Here is a 13,547-nt window from a genome sequence, read left to right as displayed (position 1 = left end):
GGACAGATATTATGGGACTTCTTACACGAACGAAAGAAACGGCACCCTGCACCGTCACAATCTCGCACCGCTTCGAAGAATTGTCGGCGCATGTGAGATTCAATAACGGCGCCGTCATTGGCCCGGGCGATGTCGTGCTGGTCCATGGGCCCGAGATTATGGCAGCATACGGCGAGGTGATTTCCGAAGAGCGCACCGCAACTATCACACGCGCCTCAACGGTCGAGCGGGCCTGGACACGCGCCACCGGTGATTTCGAATTTATGGAACTGTGCGAATTCTCGTTTTCTGAAGGAGTCCTGTCATGAACAAGCCAACTCATTCAGCATTTGCCAATACCGCCGACGAGGCTATTGCCGCACAAGACGCACTCGATAGCCAGATGACCTCTGATATGGCAACACAAGTTGCAATGCAGAACACGCTGCTAACACCGCGGTTCTATACTACAGACTTTGACGAGATGGACGCTATTGACGTGACACCCGTGCGCGCCGATTGGGACGCACTGATTGCGCAGATGAAAGCTGATCCAAACAAAGGCCATTTCAAGAAAAATGAAGACTGGGACGATGTAGACTGGGACGGCATGGAGCCGAAACTTAAGGCTGAATTCATCGACTTTCTGATTTCCAGCTGTACTGCTGAATTCTCGGGCTGCGTGCTCTACAAGGAAATGAAGCGGCGCGGGTCCAACAAGGACATCACCGAGCTGTTCCAGCTGATGGCGCGCGACGAAGCGCGACACGCAGGCTTTATCAACGATGCGCTGCGCGAGGCTGGCATCCGCGTGAACCTCGGCTTTCTGACACAGCAAAAGAAATACACCTATTTCCGCCCTAAGTTCATTTATTATGCTACATACCTTTCAGAAAAGATCGGCTATGCTCGGTACATCACGATATTCCGCCATTTGGAGGACCACCCCGATAAGCGGTTTCACCCCATTTTCAAATGGTTCCGCGAATGGTGCAATGATGAATTCAGCCACGGCGAAGCCTTTGCCCTGCTTATGAAAACTGATCCAAAGCTAACAAGCGGCATCAATAAACTCTGGATTAAGTTTTTCCTTACGGCTGTCTATTCCACGATGTGGATCAGGGACCACCAACGCCCAGTGTTCCACGATACATTGGGGGTAGATGTGACATGGTATGGGCAGGAAGTGTTCCGCAAAACCTCCGAGATAACTAAACAAATTTTCCCGCTGACCCTAGACATTGATCATCCGCGTTGGCGTCCCAATCTGGACCGTATGGAATCGGCGAGCTGTCAGATTGCAAAAGCCAAAGCAAGCGGCGGCATCAAGGGGTTTATTAGTCGAATGACTGGTATTGCCAAGGCAGCAACCGCGTTTATCGCCATACTAACTATCCCTGCACAACAAAACACCGTTCCCGCAAACCCACGTCTTAACCCGTTATACTAATGTTTGCCTCACCATGGATAGCAGCGGTTTTTGCCATATTCGCGTGGTGGTTCTTTACAGGGATCATCCTGCTTGTGGTGCGGCGTGCAGATAGAGCCCTTCAGGGGGCTCACCAAGCAGCCGTGGTAGTAAGCGTACCACTGCTTGCCTTGGGCGTTGCGGGCCTGGTGATGTCTACGCATACGTTGACTGTAGCAAACACCTACATCTCTTTCACCTCGGCCCTGCTGATTTGGGGCTGGATAGAGCTGGCCTTTCTGACGGGAGTGATCACCGGCCCCGAAACACGGCCCTGTCCTGCCGGTCTGAGTGGCTGTGCGCGGTTCAAGCGGGCATGGCATACGCTATCGTATCACGAAATGCTGCTGTTGACAGGATTAGTGGCTGTAACAATCGCCTCTATGGGCAGTGAAAACCTGTTCGGATTGTGGGCCTATGTGGTACTTTTGGTCGCGCGGATCTCAGCAAAACTGAACCTGTTTTTCGGGGTGCCACGGATCAATACAGAATTTATTCCGACGCCACTGACCCATCTCAAAACCTATTTTAGACAGGGAAATGTTACCCCCACTTTCGGGATTGGCGTAACTTTCCTAAGCGTCGCAACCGGCTGTTTCGCCGAGCGCCTGATCGCAGCACAGACGCCTCCTGAGGTTGTTGGTTTTGCTCTTCTTACCGCCCTATCAGCGCTTGCAACTCTTGAACACTGGCTGATGGTTATTCCACTTCCCGATGCAAAACTCTGGCGCTGGATGTTGCCTACGTTGCCAACTAATTCCAAGACAGGAGGTTCCAATGAACTTTGACACACTTTTTCAGGCTCAAATAGATACACTGAAGAATGACGGCAATTATCGCTATTTCGCAGAACTTGAGCGTAAGGCCGGCAAGTTTCCAAAGGCCACAAGTCATTTAAACGGCGAGCAGCGGGATGTGACAGTCTGGTGTTCGAATGATTATCTGGGCATGGGCCAACATCCTGCTGTGATTGCAGCTATGTGCGAGGCAGTGAATCGTACCGGTACCGGCGCCGGCGGTACGCGTAACATTTCCGGCACAAACCACGATCACTTGTTGTTGGAGAGAGAACTGGCAGATTTGCATGGTAAAGAGGCAGCACTGATTTTCACCTCAGGCTATATCTCCAACTGGGCCACACTGGCTACGCTGGGCAGTCGTCTCGAAAATTGTGTGATCCTTAGCGATGCAGGCAACCACGCGTCAATGATCGAAGGCATCCGACATTCACGCGCACATAAAGTCATCTGGAAGCACAATGATGTGCATGATCTGGAAATGAAGCTCCGTGCGCTCCCAGAAGAGTATCCCAAAATCGTCGCCTTCGAGAGCGTCTATTCCATGGATGGTGACATTGCCCCCATCGAGGCAATTGTTGAAATAGCCGAAAAGTATGGCGCCATGACATATATAGATGAGGTGCATGCAGTGGGCATGTATGGCCCTCGTGGCGGCGGTGTCACGGAAGAGCTAGGGCTGACGAACCGTATCACTCTTATTGAGGGAACATTAGGTAAGGCATTCGGTTGTGTTGGTGGCTATATTACAGGCTCCAAGGTGCTATGTGATTTCATCCGCTCTTTCGCCAGCGGTTTTATTTTCACCACAGCCCTTCCCCCTGCCGTTGCAGCAGCTGCACGGACCTCTATCGCACACCTTAAAGTTAGCCAGTCCGAGCGCGCAGGCCAGCGCTGTCAGGTTGCGCGCTTGCGCGCTGCACTGGACCATCATGGCATTCCGTATATGGCAAACGACAGTCACATCGTTCCCGTGATTATCGGTGATCCGGTCAAGACCAAAATGTTGGCAGACTACCTGATGCTGGAATGGGACATCTACGTGCAGCCTATCAATTATCCAACTGTTCCAAAAGGCACAGAGCGCTTGCGCTTTACGCCGTCACCGCTACATTCAAATGATGATATCGACCATCTGGTCAACGCGCTGAAAACACTTTGGAAACAATGTGCCATTGCCCACGCCGTAGCTTAAAAGACAGCGTGTTCGCCACGATACACCTGTGTGTTGCCGGCAATTACACTAGCGTAATACGCCTCAAGCGTATCCGCCCCGGTTGAAGGCGTAGCGTCAGCATCATAGCGACCAGTGGCAGTATCCAACACCAGCATTGATTCAGTTGCATAGTACCGCCCGATCCGCGCCAACTCCGCTTTGGCCGCGAGTTTTGGACTGACCTTGCCCGCAAGTGACAGCCCTTGCTGGATAACTTCCAACATCCTCACAGGCACGTACCGGAATTTCGGAGGCATCCCCGTCAGCGCAAACAGCATATTTCCTTGCTCTATTGGGGTTATAGCCACACCCGGTCCGCCAATAGGCAGTATACGGTTGTGTCTTCCAGAATCTGTGATGCACCCAGCAATGAAACGGCCTAGATCATCATCGCTGATTGGCTTGCACGCAGTTAGTACCCCATTTCCAAAAACTAGAAACGCTTTGCCATGCCGAACACGGTCGATCTGCCCTGATAGTGATTTGAAAAACGCAGTCGGACGAACGATGGAATAAGTTATACCTGAGGCTATCAGAGCCGCTTCGAATGCCAACTTTGCATGCTGGAAGGGCAACAGCGGTCTTTGCACACATATTGCAGACAGCAGGATAAAGTGCTTAGCACCAACCTGTTGAGCCAAATCAAGTATTCTTAGATGAGCACGGTAGTCTATAGCCCAAGCATCATCCGGCGCACCGCTTCGTGAGGCGAGACAAGACACTACAACATCAAAATTTCTATTAATTCCGGCATCTATTCGGCCAGTCACATCGCCGATTATATCGCCTTCAATTGCACGGGGTGTGCGGACAAAACATGTTACGACTTGACCTTGTGCAGATAGTGCGCGGACAACCCCCTGCCCCGCAGTACCTGTCGCTCCAAAGACCAACACCCGTAGGGAAGCAGGATGCTGATAGGCCCTCATCAAAACAGTCCTATTACGCTTAGAAAAACGGATATCAATGTGTACACTAGGCCTCACACCATTGTTGTTAGTATTCATTATCTATTTGCAGAGTTATTTATCTTGTTACAACACTGGTGTCAGTCTAAACTTACACTATGACAGATTCCAGCCCCCTTTCGATCCGGACCCTGCCTGAACCTGTGGCAATCCTCTGGCTCATTAAACCTATCACATGGTTTCCGCCTATGTGGGCGTATTTATGCGGCGCAGTCTCTTCAGGGGCGTCTCCGGAGGGACAATGGGATCTGTTGTTTCTGGGTGTACTATTGGCCGGCCCCATCGTGTGCGGGATGAGTCAGGCGGCCAATGACTGGTGCGATCGTAACGTTGACGCTATAAACGAACCAGACCGCCCTATCCCTTCAGGCCGGATCCCCGGCCGCTGGGGCTTGTGGATAGCGGTATTTATGTCTGCGCTGGCACTGGCCGTCGGATGGCAGCTCGGTTCTTGGGGCTTCGGTGCTACCATCTTTGGTGTGTTCGCGGCATGGGCCTATTCGGCCGAGCCTGTGCGTTTGAAACGCTCAGGCTGGTGGGGGCCTGGACTTGTCGGCCTTTGTTATGAAGGTTTACCTTGGTTCACAGGGGCCGCCGTTCTGTCTTTCGGCGCACCTAGCTGGCCAGTGATTATTATCGCGGCACTGTATGCCGTTGGCGCACATGGGATTATGACCCTCAATGACTTCAAAGCACTGAAGGGGGACCGCCAGACAGGTATAAACTCGCTACCCGTCACCTTGGGGCCAGAACGTGCAGCGCGTATTGCCTGCTGGATAATGGCTCTTCCGCAGGTCGCTGTGATTGCGCTTATGCTGATGTGGGATAAGCCAATTTACGCTGCGGCTATAACGCTGTTGCTGGCAGGTCAGATCTTGGCGATGACCGTGCTGCTGCGCGACGCAAAAGCATTTGCACCATGGTACAATGGCACGGGCGTTACGCTCTACGTCTCAGGAATGATGGTAGCCGCCTTTGCCCTCAGGGCTATGGCATGAACCCCACTTCAGGAGGGCACAAAATGTTCGACGTTGTTGTTATTGGCGCAGGGCCATCAGGCGCTACCGCGGCAGAAGACCTTACGCGCTCTGGGCACAGCGTAGCCATGCTGGATCGGGATGGACGGATCAAGCCCTGCGGCGGCGCCATTCCACCCCGCCTCATTAACGATTTCCTAATCCCCGACAACCAGATCGTTGCCAAAATAAAGACCGCAAGGATGATCTCGCCAACCGGTCGCAATGTGGATATTCCCATCGAAGACGGTTTTGTTGGTATGGTTGACCGCGAATATTTTGACGAATTCTTACGGAAGCGTGCTGAGATTGCAGGAGCAAAACGTTATACTGGTACCTATCTACGCATCGATCGTGACGGTGATGGCACCCATGTTGTATACCGCGACAAGACCAGCGGTGAGGAGCGGTCCCTCCACACGCGACTAGTGATCGGCGCAGATGGTGCGCGCTCGGGCGTGGCTAAAGCCGAAGTTCCAGGAGGCGAGAAGATCAACTACGTGATCGCCTATCATGAGATCATCGAGGCTCCCACCACCAGTGCTGCCTATAATCCAATACGCTGTGACGTAATCTATGATGGAGTTATCTCGCCCGATTTCTACGGTTGGGTTTTCCCGCATGGCAAATCTGTCAGCGTTGGCATGGGTACGGGCATTGAAGGTGTCGACCTGAAAAATGCCACGGCAGAACTACGCGCGCGCGCAGGCCTGACCGAGTGCCTAACACTCCGACGTGAAGGTGCGCCTATCCCCCTACACCCAATGGATAAGTGGGACAATGGCCGCGATGTGATTCTAGCCGGTGACGCGGCAGGCGTCGTCGCCCCGTCCTCAGGGGAAGGTATTTATTACGCAATGGTTGGCGGCCGTGTTGCGGCCACTGCGGCCAGTGCCTGCCTTGTGACTGGCCACACGCGTGATCTACAGCTCGCCCGTAAACTGTTTATGCGCGAGCATAAAAATGTTTTCAAAGTTCTGGGAGCTATGCAGAATGCTTATTATCGCAGCGACGAACGACGCGAGCGTTTCGTCTCGCTCTGTCATGATGTTGACGTTCAGAAACTTACTTTCGAGGCCTATATGAACAAACGTCTAGTCAAGGCGCGGCCTATGGCCCATCTCAGAATCGGTATCAAAAATCTGGCACATCTGACGCGGATGATTCCCGCTACACGCGTCTAATGGCTATCATGATCCCTGCTTGGGTGAACGGTGCGTTACAGCCCGTTGAAAAGTTGGCGGCTCATCAACGCGGTTTACGGCACAAAGCAGTCTCAATTTTTGTTCTGCATGGGCAAGAAATTTTGATCCAGCAACGCGCACTTTGCAAGTACCACACCCCAGGTCTTTGGGCGAATACCTGCTGCACGCATCCCGACTGGGGTGAGGACACTGCCGATTGCGCTCGGCGCCGACTGAACGAAGAACTGGGAATCAATGGATTACCACTAGAGCATCGTGGGCAGGTTGAATACCGCGCAGATGTAGGTGATGGCTTGATCGAGCACGAGCTTGTGGACGTCTTTATAGCGCAAGTTGACACTTACATACCAACGCACGCAAACCCTGACGAAGTAATGTCGAGTAGGTGGGTGCCGCACCATGCGTTAGTGGCGCAAATCACGCAGATGCCACAGCTTTTCACTCCATGGCTGCGGATATATCTATCATCCCACGCCGATATGATTTTTGGCGACAAAGCAGCGATCTAGAATTCTGATCTTTCCATCTTTTGCAAAACGACACCTGTAGCCTGCATTGCAGTAGCGGCGATGTCAGTCGCCGTCAGGCCCGCATCGGCATACATCGCATCAGGGTCCGCATGGTCGATGAAGCGGTCAGGTAATGTCATTGTCCGGATTGCCAGATCCCCGTCCAGCAGTCCATCCTGTGCCAGATCGTGCAGCACCATCGCACCAAAACCACCCTGTGCGCCCTGCTCTACTGTGATCAGTGCATGATGGTCTTTAACCAGTTTCCGGATTAACGCACGGTCCAGCGGTTTGGCGAAGCGGGCATCGGCTACCGTGACAGAGACATTTTGTAAAGCCATCAGCTCAGCAGCTTTTAGGCACTCTCCTAGATGCGAGCCAAAGGACAGGATAGCTATATCCGTCCCTTCGCGCACCACATGTCCACGTCCAATTTCCAACACATCACCAATCTCTGGCACTTCTACTCCCGTACCACTACCGCGCGGATAGCGGAACGCGATCGGCCCCTTGTCATAGGCTGCAGCTGTAGCAATCATATGTACCAGCTCAGCCTCATCCGCAGCAGCCATCACAGTCATGTTTGGCAACGCACATAAATACCCAATGTCAAATGCACCAGCATGTGTCGCACCGTCCGCTCCCACCAATCCAGCGCGGTCAATCGCAAAACGAACAGGTAGATTTTGCAAAGCCACGTCATGGACGATCTGGTCGTAACCACGTTGTAAAAACGTAGAATAGATAGCACAAAATGGCTTAAGCCCACCCGCCGCCAAACCCGCAGCAAAAGTCACACCATGCTGTTCCGCAATGCCTACATCAAACATACGTGCTGGAAATTTATCCGCAAAAATATCCATCCCGGTGCCTGCAGGCATAGCGGCGGTAATACCAACGATTTTTGCATCCAGACTAGCAAGCCGAGTCAGTGCATTACCAAAAACACTCGTATAACTCGGGGCATTCGCTTTCGCTTTCGCTTGCGTACCAGTCGCTACGTCAAACCGCCCAACACCATGATATTTGTCTACTGATCTTTCGGCAGGTGCATACCCTTTACCCTTTATTGTACAACAATGAATCAAGACTGGGCCGGTTGTTTGAACTTTAACCGAGCGTAAGACGCCCAATAGTAGGCCCATATCATGCCCATCAATAGGGCCGACATACTGGAAGCCAAGTTCTTCAAACAGCGTACCACGGCTACCACTTGATCCAGTTACCATTTGGCGCAGGTGTTTTGCTTTGTCCCGTAAAGGGTCAGTTAGTGCCGCTTCAAACCCTTTTGTCACCTTTTTCAGAGTGCCAATCTGTGAAGAATATAGCCCTGAGAGATATTTAGACATGGCTCCTACAGGCGGCGCAATGCTCATCTCATTGTCGTTCAAGATGACTATCATGCGTCGACCCATGGCACCTGCATTGTTTAGCGCCTCATAGGCCATACCTGCAGAGATCGAACCATCCCCAATCACTGCAATCGCATCACCAGTAGGCTGGCCCATGTCGCGCGCTACAGTAAAGCCAAGCGCAGCCGAGATAGAGGTAGAAGAATGCGCTGCACCAAAGGGGTCAAACTCAGACTCACTTCTCTTGGTAAAACCCGAAAGTCCCCCTTCCTGCCGAAGCGTTTTCATTAGATAACGCCGACCGGTTAAGACTTTGTGTGGATAACACTGATGGCCAACATCCCAAATCAGTTTATCTCGCGGGGTGTCAAACACAGCATGAAGAGCAACAGTCAATTCTACAACACCCAATGATGATCCCAAATGGCCACCTGTCTGCGATACAGCGTCAATGACTTCGGTGCGAAGTTCATCCGCAAGGCGTTTGAGATCAGAATCACTCAGAGACTTAAGGTCTGACGGACCTGCGATGCGGTCGAGTACCGGTGTGGTGGGACGGGACATCAATGTCATCCTTGTTGTATGGAATTTGCGCGTTGGCTCGGAACAGATGAGGCACAGCACGCAAGAAACCATCATCTGCCTCCCGTAGCCAACAGGAACGGTCAGGACATAAAGGTCCCAACTTTTCCAGCCCCTAAGGGACTTAGAGAGCCGGAATACATGGTCGCCAGCCTAAAGCATGACGGCTAGCAACGAACTTTATACCCTTGTGAACTTTTCTTCAGTCAAATTGAATGAAAAAGGAGACGGGTCCGGTGTTTCACGAGATTGCTCGGGCAGCATTTTGCCAACCCAGACGAGCGCAGTAAGTCCAAACGAGATTACCAAACAAAAAACCACTGCATAACCCGCCCCTTTTAGCATCAGTGAAAGCCCATCGGCGCGTAGCCTGAAGCGTCTGTCCCCGCCTGTTCTCAAATAGTCGTTTTGATCGCTCATAATCTTATTCCTTTGGCTTAGAGCGGTTTAATCAAGCGGCGCATAGCCGTGTGCCTGTGCCCAAACAAACCAGTTATCAACAACGGTGCCCGTCAACAGAATTCCAATTCCCCCCGTGAGGGTTGTGAGTACAGCAAACCACCATGCCCAACGGTGAATCCCTTCCATGGTGGCATTGAAACCCATGGTCCACCGCCAGAACAAGGCAGCGCGCTCAGATGCTGTACCACGGTCCACAATCTGTTCGATCTCACGTTCACCACCATACCGGCTAACAGCCAGAATAGTTGCACCATGCATCGCGAATAACAGTGCAGATCCATAAAGAAAGGCAATCGAAAGTGCATGAAACGGATTGTAAAATAAATTACCATAGGTCAACGAAAACAGATTGGTCCAGTCGAGGTGCGAGAAAACACCGTAAGGCACTGCTTCTGACCATGATCCCATCAGGATTGGGCGAAATAGCCCCAGTACTAGAAAGAGCCAGATCGCGCTGGCGAAAGCCCAGCTGACATGTTTTCCCATGCCCAACTCTTCAGCCCTAAGGTAGGTCCTAACCCACCACGATAGGACTGAGACCAGCAAGAAAAAAGATGAAATGAGCCACCATCCTCCATCGTTTAACGGAGCAAAGCCAAGGCCATATTCCTCGGCAGGAGGCTCAAGAGAGAGCCAGAACAACTCGCGCAAAAAAAGAGCTGGTGAATAGTCAACCTGCATCCAAAAGTTCATGCCAACGATGAGAAACCAGATTAAACCAGTTGCAATAGAAACCACACCGAACGCCCCCAGATGGATGGGACCAAGTTGTGCATTGCCAAACAAACCCAGAAGGCTAGAGAACGTCGCTGATTTTGTACGTTCCCGCGCCAATGATCCAGTTGGAGTCAAACCCATTTCAGGGGGTCCTTGAACCTGAACTTGTGTAAAGATATTTTGATATTCAGCCATGTCCTTACCTCCTCCTAAAGGTCAGCCCACCAGGGTAAATTTGCGTACCAGTCCCACCAGCTTGACCAACTGTCAAACCAGATTGTCCCAGATATAACTATACAGATAGCGCTCCAAATCACGGCATTTAGTGCCAAAAACAAGCCTAAACGGTGGATACCTAACGGACCTATCGAATAACCTATAAGATCACGGAAATAAGTATCTTCGTGATCGGGTGTGGTCATCGTCTTACCGTTGCCCGGATTTACCGCTGACAACACAAGAGACCCGTGAAGTGCTAACGCAAAGCAGGTTGTAAAGAAAAACGTGATAGCCACCATGTGCGCAGGATTGTAATGGAAGTTGCCATAAGAGTAACCCACATTATTCACCCAATCGAGGTGGCTAAAAATTCCATATGGAAATCCGTGTCCCCATGCACCCAGCAAAATAGGGCGAATAATAACCAAAGTGACATAAGCTAAAATTGCGATGCCAAATGCAAAGGGGACATGATACCCCATCCCCAGTTTACGGGATATCTCGACCTCCCTCATCATCCAGCTGAGAAACGCAAATGTTGCGCAGATGGTGATGGCTTGCCAAAGACCTCCCTCAGCCAATGGAGCAACGCCCAATCCAACCTCCAGTGCCGGAGGATTTATCGAAATCAGCCACGGATTCCATGTATCACCGAGAGCTGCCCCGTAAAATATTAGAATAGTCCCAAGTGCTGCAAAAAATAGCGTCGTGACACCAAAGAAACCAACATAGAAGGGACCCACCCAGAAATCGAACAGGTCACCACCCAACAAGGTCCCTCCCTGGACCCGGTACTTCCTTTCGAAGCTGAGCATTGCCATCTTCTATCTCCCTATCAAACGGTCACCCTTCAACGGCCACCGCGTTAATAAATAATGCCTAGGTTGCTGCGGGCGAAATCATTTTCAGGCCTCGCCCACAGCGGCTTTAAGTAAGCTGGATTATTCAGCTGCGACAGCCGCGTCACCAAAAGCGCGGTTGAACCAGTTGGTTTCTGGATTGCTGAGCAGAACGAGATGTATCATCACTGCCAACAGGAACAGAAACACACCCTGTGCCACGAAGACGCGGCGGGGATCAAAAATCAGCCAGATTTTGTAGAACTGTGCCATGTGTTTGGTCTCCTTACCAAGCAAACCAAGGAAGTTTGATGTACGTCAGCACGTGAGCGACGATTGCAATAGTCGTGAAGATCGCAAACCCACTCATGTAGACCGAGTGCAACTCTTGAGCTTGCTCGTCTGTGAGACCTGTGAAGCTCAGGTCAGTTTTATCAGCCATGGTTTTCTCCTGAAAATATGTACCGACGCCGCAAAACCCCTGCGGCCGGGTAAGACAAGGGCTCATCCCCTGCCGTGTGCCACTTCTCCCAGATTGGGCGACAGCGGATCTTTGGTCCTGTTTTCTAGGGCTTTAATATGCCCAGAATATCCGTGGTGTAACAGACTGTGCCTCGCTCCAAGCGCGGCGGACTGGACCGATGTTCAATCTGTCAGTGGTTGTTACTAGCGCGTAAACCCACTGCAATATGCATATCGGCAATGCAGCTAAAAAAATAAGTGCAAAATAAAATGAATACTCAGTACGGGACCTGCGCTGGTGCTTTCGCCCAAATGACATGTGTTTGGAATGTTGTCTTGAAACAGTCATTTAATTACTCCTCTTTCTGATTGAAGACTTTCCACAATTTCCACAAAAACCCGTTCGGCACCTTGTTCGAGGGCGCGCTTTTCAGCAACATCTCTCAGTGTCTTAGCAGCAGAAATACGTGTTATGACTGGATGACTTTCGACGATCTCATCCAGTCGGTTCTGCGCATCTATGTCCCACGGAAAGTCACGGCGCAGCGCAGTTGGCGTGGCTGGCGTCTTGTCCATTTCAGTGCCCAACGGCAAAATATGAAACAAGGCGTCAAACAAACTGTTACATACTTCCTGCAACAGATAGGTGGCCCCTGCATAACCCATAAAGGGAGTTCCAATGGCGCGCCGGATAGCCGCGCCGGGGAACGAGGCAGGAATGAACGAGGGTGCAGGGCCAAAGCCCGCTTTTAACTCAGCCAGATACATTTTTTCGTTTATGGATCCCAAAACAATCAGAGGCCGTTTTGCATGCAGTTGTGCGCGCACAACATCATTGTCAGTTTTTTTGCCACGCACACGCGATATTGCAAAATCACAGGGCAACCCCAAATCATCTTCTAGATACTTGCGTAAGCCGCGTGCATAAGTCTCGTTTGCGACAATCGCAAAAGATGCAGTGGCAAAGAAATCCTGTGTGACAGAGCGCCACAAATCCCAGACCGGCTTTATCGTAGAGTGTTTCTCTTGTGAAATGAATGGTTCTGGGTCCAGCCCCAGCATCTCACCCAAAGTGCGCAGAAACTTTGTAGTGCTATCGATGCCAATGGGTGCTTGTAAATAGGGTTTTCCCAGCAACTCGCACAAGCCGCGACCGAATTCGCGGTACATACAAATGTTCACATCCGCGTTCACCAGATTGCGCATTTCAGCGACATGGCTCCCCAGCGGCATAACCATATTTACGTCCGCACCAATGCCTTCGACAAGTCGGCGGATCTCATGTAGGTCTGATGGCATGTTAAAAGTTCCGTACATCGGCCCAAGGATGTTGACGCGGGGGGCAGCACCCTCCTCGCGCTTTTTCTCAGGCGGCATGCGGCCTTTGGTCATTCCGAATTCGGTGAAGATCCAAGCCATTGCACGGTCAGCAGATTCCCACTGATCTTCGTCGATTGTGCGCGGTAAAAAACGCTGGATATTGGTGCCATGCGGAGTAACCCCACCCCCGATCATCTCGGAGATTGAACCCGTTACAACAACTGCAGGTAATGCAGCGTCCAGAAAACTCCAAGCGCGCTTCATGGATTCCTCGGTACCGGCGCCCATTTCAGCTTCTCCCAAACCCGTCACAACGATGGGTAATTCATGAGGCGGCAGCGCATCAGTATAGTGTAGAACAGATGTCACGGGCAGATTTTCACATCCCACTGGACCATCGATCACGCACTGCAAGCCCTTAACCGAGCAAAAGGCA

The 13,547-nt window shown here is 51.5% G+C and carries 16 protein-coding genes; 7 read left to right on the top strand and 9 right to left on the bottom strand.

The genetic code is table 11. From position 1 onward, the window contains the following. Positions 1-11: 11 nt before the first annotated feature. From P8O11_RS13620 to hemA, 4 genes are read left to right on the top strand one after another with little or no spacing between them, the layout of a single operon-like run. Complete coding sequence (locus P8O11_RS13620) at positions 12-308, top strand: hypothetical protein (RefSeq protein WP_300294955.1); 297 nt, start codon at positions 12-14, stop codon at positions 306-308. Further along, positions 305-1,429 (top strand): magnesium-protoporphyrin IX monomethyl ester (oxidative) cyclase, encoded by a 1,125-nt coding sequence (acsF, locus tag P8O11_RS13615; RefSeq protein WP_300294954.1) that lies wholly within the window; start codon positions 305-307, stop codon positions 1,427-1,429. The genes P8O11_RS13620 and acsF overlap by 4 nt, the downstream gene beginning before the upstream one ends. After that, the gene (gene puhE, locus P8O11_RS13610; protein WP_300294953.1) at positions 1,429-2,235 is read left to right on the top strand and encodes a putative photosynthetic complex assembly protein PuhE; all 807 of its coding nucleotides are present in this window, start codon (positions 1,429-1,431) and stop codon (positions 2,233-2,235) included. The genes acsF and puhE overlap by 1 nt, the downstream gene beginning before the upstream one ends. Then, positions 2,225-3,439 (top strand): 5-aminolevulinate synthase, encoded by a 1,215-nt coding sequence (gene hemA, locus P8O11_RS13605; protein ID WP_300294952.1) that lies wholly within the window; start codon positions 2,225-2,227, stop codon positions 3,437-3,439. The genes puhE and hemA overlap by 11 nt, the downstream gene beginning before the upstream one ends. Here hemA and P8O11_RS13600 read toward each other — a convergent pair. Further along, a complete protein-coding gene (locus P8O11_RS13600) occupies positions 3,436-4,389 on the bottom strand; it encodes an NAD(P)H-binding protein (protein WP_300294977.1) in 954 nt (317 codons plus the stop codon). The two genes, hemA and P8O11_RS13600, sit on opposite strands and share 4 nt — an antisense overlap. Positions 4,390-4,526: 137 nt before the next feature. Here P8O11_RS13600 and chlG point away from each other — a divergent pair, with 137 nt between their 5' ends. From chlG to idi, 3 genes are read left to right on the top strand one after another with little or no spacing between them, the layout of a single operon-like run. Further along, entirely contained in the window at positions 4,527-5,426 is a 900-nt protein-coding gene (gene chlG, locus P8O11_RS13595; RefSeq protein WP_300294951.1) for a chlorophyll synthase ChlG, read from the top strand. A 23-nt stretch (positions 5,427-5,449) separates the two neighbouring features. Then, positions 5,450-6,628 (top strand): geranylgeranyl diphosphate reductase, encoded by a 1,179-nt coding sequence (locus P8O11_RS13590; RefSeq protein ID WP_300294950.1) that lies wholly within the window; start codon positions 5,450-5,452, stop codon positions 6,626-6,628. Further along, positions 6,628-7,158, top strand: a complete 531-nt coding sequence (gene idi, locus P8O11_RS13585) for an isopentenyl-diphosphate Delta-isomerase (RefSeq protein WP_300294949.1) — start codon at positions 6,628-6,630, stop codon at positions 7,156-7,158. Before P8O11_RS13590 ends, idi begins: the two co-directional genes overlap by 1 nt. On the opposite strand, the gene dxs is transcribed toward idi, so the two are convergent. The 8 genes from dxs to bchZ all read right to left on the bottom strand — a co-directional run. Beyond that, complete coding sequence (gene dxs / locus P8O11_RS13580) at positions 7,155-9,074, bottom strand: 1-deoxy-D-xylulose-5-phosphate synthase (RefSeq protein WP_300294948.1); 1,920 nt, start codon at positions 9,072-9,074, stop codon at positions 7,155-7,157. The genes idi and dxs overlap by 4 nt on opposite strands. A gap of 198 nt (positions 9,075-9,272) precedes the next feature. Beyond that, positions 9,273-9,512: an RC-LH1 core complex protein PufX gene (gene pufX, locus P8O11_RS13575; protein ID WP_300294947.1), complete on the bottom strand. Its 240-nt coding sequence runs from the start codon at positions 9,510-9,512 to the stop codon at positions 9,273-9,275. A gap of 27 nt (positions 9,513-9,539) precedes the next feature. Next, positions 9,540-10,466 carry a photosynthetic reaction center subunit M gene (gene pufM / locus P8O11_RS13570; protein ID WP_300294946.1) on the bottom strand — a complete coding sequence of 309 codons (927 nt, stop codon included), beginning with the start codon at positions 10,464-10,466 and terminating at the stop codon, positions 9,540-9,542. Positions 10,467-10,480: 14 nt separating this feature from the next. Continuing rightward, positions 10,481-11,311, bottom strand: a complete 831-nt coding sequence (gene pufL / locus P8O11_RS13565) for a photosynthetic reaction center subunit L (protein ID WP_300294945.1) — start codon at positions 11,309-11,311, stop codon at positions 10,481-10,483. A gap of 120 nt (positions 11,312-11,431) precedes the next feature. Beyond that, positions 11,432-11,602 (bottom strand): light-harvesting antenna LH1, alpha subunit, encoded by a 171-nt coding sequence (gene pufA, locus P8O11_RS13560; protein WP_300294944.1) that lies wholly within the window; start codon positions 11,600-11,602, stop codon positions 11,432-11,434. 13 nt (positions 11,603-11,615) lie between these two features. Further along, a complete protein-coding gene (gene pufB, locus P8O11_RS13555; protein WP_300294943.1) occupies positions 11,616-11,771 on the bottom strand; it encodes a light-harvesting antenna LH1, beta subunit in 156 nt (51 codons plus the stop codon). Positions 11,772-11,903: 132 nt separating this feature from the next. Beyond that, the gene (pufQ, locus tag P8O11_RS13550) at positions 11,904-12,110 is read right to left on the bottom strand and encodes a cytochrome PufQ (RefSeq protein WP_300294976.1); all 207 of its coding nucleotides are present in this window, start codon (positions 12,108-12,110) and stop codon (positions 11,904-11,906) included. A 26-nt stretch (positions 12,111-12,136) separates the two neighbouring features. Further along, a partial coding sequence (gene bchZ, locus P8O11_RS13545; RefSeq protein ID WP_300294942.1) for a chlorophyllide a reductase subunit Z occupies positions 12,137-13,547 on the bottom strand: 1,411 nt, incomplete at its 5' end.

It is taken from the genome of Lentibacter sp. (assembly GCF_029254145.1).
Lineage (GTDB): Bacteria > Pseudomonadota > Alphaproteobacteria > Rhodobacterales > Rhodobacteraceae > Lentibacter.
This window is presented reverse-complemented; position numbering and strand designations above follow the sequence as displayed.

Bases quoted from the DNA above. Each gene is read 5' to 3' on its own strand.
- P8O11_RS13620 (WP_300294955.1), top strand. From the start codon at position 12: ATGGGACTTCTTACACGAACGAAAGAAACGGCACCCTGCACCGTCACA.
- acsF (WP_300294954.1), top strand. From the start codon at position 305: ATGAACAAGCCAACTCATTCAGCATTTGCCAATACCGCCGACGAGGCT.
- puhE (WP_300294953.1), top strand. From the start codon at position 1,429: ATGTTTGCCTCACCATGGATAGCAGCGGTTTTTGCCATATTCGCGTGG.
- hemA (WP_300294952.1), top strand. From the start codon at position 2,225: ATGAACTTTGACACACTTTTTCAGGCTCAAATAGATACACTGAAGAAT.
- P8O11_RS13600 (WP_300294977.1), bottom strand. From the start codon at position 4,389: ATGAGGGCCTATCAGCATCCTGCTTCCCTACGGGTGTTGGTCTTTGGA.
- chlG (WP_300294951.1), top strand. From the start codon at position 4,527: ATGACAGATTCCAGCCCCCTTTCGATCCGGACCCTGCCTGAACCTGTG.
- P8O11_RS13590 (WP_300294950.1), top strand. From the start codon at position 5,450: ATGTTCGACGTTGTTGTTATTGGCGCAGGGCCATCAGGCGCTACCGCG.
- idi (WP_300294949.1), top strand. From the start codon at position 6,628: ATGGCTATCATGATCCCTGCTTGGGTGAACGGTGCGTTACAGCCCGTT.
- dxs (WP_300294948.1), bottom strand. From the start codon at position 9,074: ATGTCCCGTCCCACCACACCGGTACTCGACCGCATCGCAGGTCCGTCA.
- pufX (WP_300294947.1), bottom strand. From the start codon at position 9,512: ATGAGCGATCAAAACGACTATTTGAGAACAGGCGGGGACAGACGCTTC.
- pufM (WP_300294946.1), bottom strand. From the start codon at position 10,466: ATGGCTGAATATCAAAATATCTTTACACAAGTTCAGGTTCAAGGACCC.
- pufL (WP_300294945.1), bottom strand. From the start codon at position 11,311: ATGGCAATGCTCAGCTTCGAAAGGAAGTACCGGGTCCAGGGAGGGACC.
- pufA (WP_300294944.1), bottom strand. From the start codon at position 11,602: ATGGCACAGTTCTACAAAATCTGGCTGATTTTTGATCCCCGCCGCGTC.
- pufB (WP_300294943.1), bottom strand. From the start codon at position 11,771: ATGGCTGATAAAACTGACCTGAGCTTCACAGGTCTCACAGACGAGCAA.
- pufQ (WP_300294976.1), bottom strand. From the start codon at position 12,110: ATGTCATTTGGGCGAAAGCACCAGCGCAGGTCCCGTACTGAGTATTCA.